This is a genomic window from Aquabacterium sp. UBA2148, assembly GCF_002328915.1.
GTDB lineage: Bacteria > Pseudomonadota > Gammaproteobacteria > Burkholderiales > Burkholderiaceae_C > Aquabacterium > Aquabacterium parvum.
Window position 1 is genome coordinate 3,608 of sequence record NZ_DCXA01000293.1, and the last position, 6,882, is coordinate 10,489.

General features: G+C 66.5%; 9 protein-coding genes and 1 pseudogene. 4 read left to right on the forward strand and 6 right to left on the reverse strand.

What is annotated here, in order from left to right:
* The 4 genes from B2W70_RS16215 to B2W70_RS16230 all read left to right on the forward strand — a co-directional run.
* Positions 1-422 (forward strand): HisA/HisF-related TIM barrel protein (locus B2W70_RS16215; RefSeq protein ID WP_286747230.1); only part of this gene is annotated, 422 nt, incomplete at its 5' end.
* Between the two features lie 123 nt (positions 423-545).
* A complete protein-coding gene (locus tag B2W70_RS16220; protein ID WP_286747251.1) occupies positions 546-1,538 on the forward strand; it encodes an amino acid ABC transporter substrate-binding protein in 993 nt (330 codons plus the stop codon).
* An 18-nt stretch (positions 1,539-1,556) separates the two neighbouring features.
* Complete coding sequence (locus B2W70_RS16225; RefSeq protein ID WP_286747232.1) at positions 1,557-2,417, forward strand: ABC transporter permease subunit; 861 nt, start codon at positions 1,557-1,559, stop codon at positions 2,415-2,417.
* Positions 2,414-3,253, forward strand: a complete 840-nt coding sequence (locus B2W70_RS16230; RefSeq protein ID WP_286747234.1) for an amino acid ABC transporter permease — start codon at positions 2,414-2,416, stop codon at positions 3,251-3,253. The genes B2W70_RS16225 and B2W70_RS16230 overlap by 4 nt, the downstream gene beginning before the upstream one ends.
* 25 nt (positions 3,254-3,278) lie before the next feature.
* Here the strand turns inward: B2W70_RS16230 and B2W70_RS16235 are convergent, their stop codons facing one another.
* The 6 genes and pseudogenes from B2W70_RS16235 to B2W70_RS16260 all read right to left on the reverse strand — a co-directional run.
* Positions 3,279-3,518 (reverse strand): hypothetical protein, encoded by a 240-nt coding sequence (locus B2W70_RS16235; RefSeq protein WP_058086020.1) that lies wholly within the window; start codon positions 3,516-3,518, stop codon positions 3,279-3,281.
* A gap of 142 nt (positions 3,519-3,660) precedes the next feature.
* Positions 3,661-4,443, reverse strand: a complete 783-nt coding sequence (locus B2W70_RS16240) for a TatD family hydrolase (protein WP_286747237.1) — start codon at positions 4,441-4,443, stop codon at positions 3,661-3,663.
* A 72-nt stretch (positions 4,444-4,515) separates the two neighbouring features.
* Positions 4,516-4,884, reverse strand: coding sequence for a PilZ domain-containing protein (locus B2W70_RS16245; RefSeq protein ID WP_058086054.1), 369 nt, complete (start codon positions 4,882-4,884; stop codon positions 4,516-4,518).
* A gap of 198 nt (positions 4,885-5,082) precedes the next feature.
* Entirely contained in the window at positions 5,083-6,144 is a 1,062-nt protein-coding gene (gene holB / locus B2W70_RS16250) for a DNA polymerase III subunit delta' (RefSeq protein WP_286747239.1), read from the reverse strand.
* The gene (tmk, locus tag B2W70_RS16255; RefSeq protein WP_286747241.1) at positions 6,141-6,761 is read right to left on the reverse strand and encodes a dTMP kinase; all 621 of its coding nucleotides are present in this window, start codon (positions 6,759-6,761) and stop codon (positions 6,141-6,143) included. Before tmk ends, holB begins: the two co-directional genes overlap by 4 nt.
* Positions 6,758-6,882: pseudogene (locus tag B2W70_RS16260) on the reverse strand (aminodeoxychorismate lyase); the annotation flags it as partial. The gene tmk and the pseudogene B2W70_RS16260, both read right to left, overlap by 4 nt.

Consider the following 6,882-nt stretch of genomic DNA (forward strand, 5'->3'; position numbering starts at 1 on the left):
ACGGCCGCACCCTGGCCCGCGAGGCTTACTTCCTGGAGTTCGCCAAGGACATCGCGACGGTCGCGCGCATGCCCGTCATGGTGACCGGTGGCATCCGCCGGCTGCCGGTGGCCGAACAGGTGCTCGCCAGCGGCATCGACGTGGTCGGCATGGCCACGGCCCTGGCGATCGAGCCGAACCTGCCCAAGGCCTGGCGCGAAGGCGCCGAGCGTGCGCCGATGCTTCGCGCCATCCAGTGGCAGAACAAGGTGCTGGCATCGGTGGGCTACATGGCCATGGTCAAGCACCAGCTGCGCCGCCTCAGCCAGGGCCGGCGCACCCGCCCCGATGTGGCCCCTGCCCTGGCCCTGGTCGAGCAGCAGGTCGATACCCTGGTGCAGACCTGGCGATACCGGCGGTGGGTCAAGGGCCTGGCAGGCTGAGCTGTGGCACCTGTGGACGCTGGGGCAGCACTTTCGGGCTAAAGTTTCACGGCCCTCACTCACACCTTCAGCATGCCCCTGATCACCGCAACAGCCCGCCTGGCCAACCTGTCCTGCGCATGGATGCTTTTGAGCGCCCTCGCCTGGCAACCCGCCCAGGCCGGCAAGGTGCTCGACGGCATCCGCCAGCGCGGACAGCTCGTCTGCGGTGTCAGCAATGGGGTCGCCGGCTTCTCTGCGCCGGATGCCAAAGGACGCTGGCAAGGTCTCGACGTGGACATTTGTCGGGCGGTGGCCGCAGCGGTGCTGGGCAGCGGCGAAAAAGTGCGCTTCACGCCGCTGAACTCGACACAGCGCTTCGCGTCACTGCAATCGGGCCAGGTCGACCTCCTGTCGCGCAACACCTCGTGGACGCTCACACGCGATGCCTCCCTGGGGCTTCACTTCACCGCCATCACCTATTTCGACGGCCAGGGCTTTCTGGTGCCGTCCAAGCTCAAGTTGACCAGCGCCAGGCAGCTCAAGGGTGCGCAGGTGTGCGTGCAGGCTGGCACCACCACCGAAAAAAACCTGGCTGACTTCTCCCGCACACATGGCCTGGGCATCAAACCCGTGGTGTTCGACACCTATGAAGCCGGCTTCAAGGCCTTGTTCTCGGGCCGTTGCCAGGCCTACACCGCCGATGCGTCAGCGCTGTCGAGCATCCGGAACAAAGAAGCCCCCAAGCCCCAGGACTACACCGTGCTGCCAGACCTGATCTCCAAGGAGCCGCTGGGCCCTGCCGTCAAACGCGGTGACGACGAGTGGTTTGCCATCGTCAAGTGGACGATCTATGCACTGCAGGAAGCCGAAGAACTGGGCGTGACACAGGCCAAAGCAGCCACACTGGCCGCCAGCACCGACCCGGCCATCCAGCGCCTGCTCGGTGGTGGCGAGGACATGGGCAAACTGCTGGGCCTGGACAAAACCTGGGCCTTGCGTGCCATCCAGGCCGTTGGCCACTACGGTGAAATCTTCGAGCGCAACGTGGGCCAGAACTCCCCTCTGGGGCTGCCGCGTGGCCCCAACCGTCCCTGGAGCCAGGGCGGCCTGATGTACGCGCCGCCGGTGCGCTGACCGCAGGAGCCTCGCGCTTTGTCGGATTGGGGATTCCTGCAGCAGCCAGCCGGCTTTGACATCGGCGAGACAGGCCTGATGGCCTTCGATGCGATGCAACCCATGTGGTGGGCTTTCGTCGTGGGCCTGGGCAACACCTTGCGCGTGGCCCTGCCCGCGCTGCTGGCAGCCACTGCGCTGGGCCTGCTGCTGGCTTTGCTGCGCACCTCAGGGCTGCCTGGCTGGCGTCAGGCCGCTCAAGGGGTGATTGGCCTGATTCGGCACGTGCCGCTGCTGCTGCAGTTGCTGGTCTGGTATTTCCTGCTCATCGAGTGGCTGCCCGACTCGAGCCAGGCCCTGCCACTTTGGGGAGGGCTTTGGCTGAGCAAGGGTGGGCTGGCGTTTCCCTGGCCCGAGGCCTTCGAGAACACCTGGCGGCTGTCGTGGCCCGAGCAGGGCACCTTCAACGTCGGCGGTGGCGCCTCTGTCACGCCCGAATACCTGGCCGTGGCGCTGGCGCTGAGCACCTACACGGCGGCCTTCCTGGCCGAGGTCTTTCGCAGCGGCATCGAAGCGGTGCCCCGCAACCTGCTGGAGGCGGCCGACACCCTGGGCGCCACGCCTTGGCAGCGGATCCGGCTGGTGCTCATCCCGCAGGCGCTGCGCACCGTCGTGCCACCCACCACCAACCAGTACCTCAACCTGGTCAAGAACTCTTCGCTGGCCGTGGCCGTGGGCTACCCCGATCTGGTCTCGGTGAGCACCACCGCACTGAACCAGAGCGGTCGGGTGCTGGAGTGCATTGGGGTGATGATGGCGGTGTACCTGACACTGTCGCTGCTCACAGCGCTGGCCATGAACGCCTTCAACCGCCGTCACGCGCTCAAGGGGGCGGCATGAACAAGGCTGCTGGTTTGACTCTGCAAGGCCTGAGCCTGTTGCTGCTGGCCTGGTTGACTTGGCAACTGCTGCGCTGGGGCGTGGTGGATGCGGTCTTCAGGCCCGATGCCCATGCCTGCCAAGCCCTGGGTCGCGAGGCGGCATGCTGGGGCGTGGTCGCGCAGAAGGCTCGCTGGCTGTTGCTGGGCTCGCCCGAACAATGGGGAGGCCTGCCGCTGACGCTGGTGCTGTTCTTCGGCAGTTGGGGCCTGTCGTGGCCACTCGGGGTGGGCTTGGCCTTGGCGCGCAGGTCTCAATGGAGATGGCTGAGTTGGCCCGCTGCGGCCTTCATCGAAACCGTGCGCGGTGTGCCCCTGGTGGGGCTGCTGTTCGCGGCCGCCTTCTTGCTGCCACTGTTTTGGTCAGGTGGCGAAGCGCCCTCGCTGGGCTGGCGAGCCGGGCTGGCGCTGACGCTCTTCTCGTCGGCCTACCTGGCTGAAATCGTGCGGGGGGGCTTGCAGGCCGTGCCACAGGAGCAGTCCGAGGCGGCTGCCACGCTGGGCCTGGGTTGGTGGAGCACGCAACGACGCATCGTGCTGCCACAGGCCCTGCGCACGGTGCTGCCGGCGCTGACGGGCCACGCGATCGGCCTGCTCAAGGACACCTCGCTGGTGATGGTCGTTGGTCTGCACGAGCTGACCGGTGGGCTTTCACTCAGCCTGGGAGGCGACCCGGACTGGCGGCCCTTCTACTTCGAGGCCTACCTGTTCGTGGGCGCGGTGTACGCCCTGCTCTGCCTGATGCTGTCCCGACTGGGGCTGCAACTGGAGCAGCGTTGGCAACGGGCTCAGGGCTGAACGCCCTGCCCACAGCCCGAAGCGATCACTGCTCGAAGCTGACTTCGGCGATCTCTTCAGGCAGCTCGATCTCTTGCGAGTCGATTTCCTGATCGAATTCTTCGCGAGCGTTGCCTTGCACCACGGGGATCAGCGGCTTGTCCAACGGACGGCACACGCGGCTTTGCAGGCGGTTCAGGCGCTCCGAACGCTCCATGGCTTCGAGGACGGCTTGCGGGTCCATCATCAGGGCGAAGGGGTTGGCGTACAGGCTGTGCTTCTGCATGGGGGGCCTCTGTGAAAAAAGTCCGTTGCGATGGACTCACTGTAGGCATCGAGGCCGTTTGCCGGTAGTCACCGCACAACCAAACCTCTTGTCAGAAATTCTCTGACACGCCCTTCAGAGGCACCCCTGGCCAAACCCTCGGTCAGGCCCGCGTGCGCGAGAACAATTGCGCGAAATTCTCGGATGTGATGCGACCGATCTCTTCGACCTCGCAGCCCTTGAGCTCGGCCAGTTGCTTGGCCACGTAAGGCACGTAAGCAGGCGAGTTGGTCTTGCCGCGGTACGGCACCGGCGCCAGGTAGGGGCTGTCGGTTTCGATCAGGCAACGGTCCAGGGGCACGAAGCGCGCGACCTCTCGCAGGTCCGCTGCGTTTTTGAACGTGAGGATGCCCGAGAAGGAAATCTTGAAGCCCAGGTCGAGGGCCGCACGGGCCACTTCCTGCGTTTCGGTGAAGCAGTGGAAGACGCCGGTGACCTGGCCCTGCCCTTCTTCTTTCAGGATGCCGATGGTGTCGGCGCTGGCCTCGCGGGTGTGGATCACCAGTGGCAGCGAGGTCTGGCGGGCGGCGCGCAGGTGCACGCGAAAACGCTCGCGCTGCCAGGCCATGTCATCGACGCTGCGCTCGCCCAGGCGGTAGTAGTCCAGGCCCGTTTCGCCGATGCCGACCACGCGGGGCAACTGGCTGCGGCTGACCAGGTCTTCGAGCGTGGGCTCTTGGACGCCTTCGTTGTCGGGGTGCACGCCCACCGTGGCCCAGATGTTCGGGCATTGCAGCGCCACAGCATGCACCTGCGGGAACTCCTCCAGCGTGGTGCTGATGCAAAGGGCGCGGTCCACCTGGTTGGCAGCCATGTCAGCCAGCACGTGGTCGAGCTTGCCCTGGTAGTCGGGGAAATTGAGGTGGCAGTGGGAATCGACGAACATGGCTCAGGCGGGAAGTCAGGCGGGGCAGCCCGCGATGATGCCTGAAAGCCGTTGCCCTTCTTCGCCAGACGGTCAGAGCGTCTGTGTGGGCTTGCTCGAAGAGAGGTTGGTGCCCAGGATCTGCTCGATCTTCACACGCAGCAGGCGGGTCTTGTCGTCCGCAGGGAAGCGAACGCCCACGCCCTGGGTGCGGCCACCGGACGCGTTGGCAGGGGTGATCCAGGCGATCTTGCCGGCCACCGGGTAACGCTGGGGGTCTTCGGGCAGGGACAACAGCAGGTAGATGTCGTCACCCAGGGTGTACTCGCGGGTGGTCGGCACGAACAATCCGCCGTCGGTGAAAGCCGGGATGTAGGCGGCGTAGAGGGCGCCCTTTTCGCGGAACACCAGCTGGATCACGCTGGGCCGTTGGGCACCCGACGTGGTGCCGGGCAAGGACATGCCCGCTCCCCCCAAGGTGGAGGAAGCACCGGCAGTGCCTTTGCCGCCCACGGCAGCGAAGGCCGAGGGCATGGCAGTTGTCTGAAACTCGCTCATGTTGCTGGACAGTGTAACGTCGGGGGCCCAGGCCAGGCTGTGAAATTGGCCCTGCCCATCCGCTGCTTTACGTTCGCTAACAGCTCATTTCGGGGGGATGCTTCAGCCTCTGGGGTTCGCCCGCTCAGGACGGACCCGCAGGATCGCGCGCGCCTGCAGCATCAGCGTTTCCATTTTGAGCGGCAGGTTCCAGGGGTGATCGGCATGTCGGCGAACCTTGCCCAGCTCCTGCGCCCACTGATTCAGTCGACCCAAGTCCGGGGGCTGGGGCAGGCTTTCAAGCGGGAAGTAGCGTGGCTGCGCCCCCACGGCCAGGCGCGACAGGTCGTGGCACAGCTTCTGCAGCGTCTCGACCACCAGCGACAAGGGCCAGGCCGCCATGGGCCCCGGCTCACCCCGGGCCACACCTTGCGGAATCTGCGGCCAACTGCGCGCATCCAGGCCGAGTGCCTGGCGGTCTCGGGCGGTCAAGGGTTGCCCGCCTGAAGCCTGCAGCAACAAGCCGGCCGCAGCGGCGTCCAGGCCTGTTTCGCCCATGAGCCATTGGGTGGCGAGCTCCACCTCAGGGCTGGGCAGTGACCAGGCCTGGCAGCGGCTGCGCACGGTGGGCAGCAGTTGGTCCAGGGCCGAGCCGCTGAGCACGAAGCGCACCTGCCCCGGGGGCTCTTCCAGGGTCTTGAGCAGGGTGTTGGCCGCGATCGCGTTCATGCGCTCAACGGGGTGGATGAGCACCACCTTGGCCCTCCCGCGCGAGGCGGTGTTCTGCGAGAACTGCACCACCGCGCGGATGGCGTCGACCTTGATGTCCTGGCTGGGCTTGCGCGACTTCCGGTCGGACTTGTCTTCGGAGGGGTCGCCGGCGTCGGGCGCATCCCAGCCCAGGGTGGCCTGCAAGGCTTCGGGCAAGACGAGCATGACGTCGGGGTGCGAACCCGCATCAAGCAAGCGACAGGCTGTGCAGCGACCGCAAGCCGGGGCCACCGGCTGCCCGATGGGCGACTGCTCGCACAGCCAGGCCCGGGTCAAGGCCATGGCGAACTCGAACTGCCCCGTGCCGGGCAGGCCATGCAAGAGCACGGCATGGTGGTGCAGTTGCCCCAGCGCGGTTTGCAGCGGGGTCTGCAGCCAAGGCCAAAGCGGAGCGGGTGAGCGGTCTTCGCTCATGCCAGCCCTTTCGTGGCGATGGCTTGGCGCACCTGCTCGGCGACGTCCTGCGGCGAGGCGTCGGCGCGGATGATGGCAAAGCGGCCTGGTTGTGCAGCCTGACGGGACAGGTAACCGTTCCTCACGCGGGTGAAAAACGCTTCGTCGAGGGCTTCGAATCGGTCGGGCTGGCGCGCGGCCTGCAGGCGACCCGCCGCCACGGCGGGAGGCAGGTCAAAAAGCAGGGTCAGCTCGGGCTGAAGCCCTTCTTGCACCCAGGCTTCGAGTTGCGCCAGCACAGCCTGCTCAAAGCCTCGGCCCGCTCCCTGGTACGCAAACGTGGCGTCGGTGAAGCGGTCGCAAAGGACCCAGGCGCCACGCGCCAGCGCCGGGCGAATGACTTGCTGGATGTGGTCGCGGCGCGCGGAGAACACCAGCAGGGCTTCCGTGAGGGGGTCCATGCTGTCGTGCAGCACGAGTTCGCGCAGCTTTTCGGCCAGCGGGGTGCCGCCGGGCTCACGGGTGCGCACCACGTCCCTGCCCTGCCGACGCCAGGCCTGCTCGAGTGCATCGATGTGGGTGGTTTTGCCGGCACCGTCGATGCCCTCGAAGGTGATGAAGCGGCCTTGGAGGCTCATGGGCTCTTCCTGGGTCTGCGTTGGTATTGGTCGACCGCGCGATTGTGATCGCTCAGGTTCTCGCTGAAGGCGCTGCTGCCGTCACCGCGAGCCACGAAGTACAAGGCCCTGGACGAGGCTG

Bases quoted from the DNA above. Each gene is read 5' to 3' on its own strand.
- B2W70_RS16240 (WP_286747237.1), bottom strand. From the start codon at position 4,443: ATGTTCGTCGATTCCCACTGCCACCTCAATTTCCCCGACTACCAGGGC.
- B2W70_RS16245 (WP_058086054.1), bottom strand. From the start codon at position 4,884: ATGTCCTTGCCCGGCACCACGTCGGGTGCCCAACGGCCCAGCGTGATC.
- tmk (WP_286747241.1), bottom strand. From the start codon at position 6,761: ATGAGCCTCCAAGGCCGCTTCATCACCTTCGAGGGCATCGACGGTGCC.
- B2W70_RS16235 (WP_058086020.1), bottom strand. From the start codon at position 3,518: ATGCAGAAGCACAGCCTGTACGCCAACCCCTTCGCCCTGATGATGGAC.
- B2W70_RS16230 (WP_286747234.1), top strand. From the start codon at position 2,414: ATGAACAAGGCTGCTGGTTTGACTCTGCAAGGCCTGAGCCTGTTGCTG.
- B2W70_RS16220 (WP_286747251.1), top strand. From the start codon at position 546: ATGCTTTTGAGCGCCCTCGCCTGGCAACCCGCCCAGGCCGGCAAGGTG.
- holB (WP_286747239.1), bottom strand. From the start codon at position 6,144: ATGAGCGAAGACCGCTCACCCGCTCCGCTTTGGCCTTGGCTGCAGACC.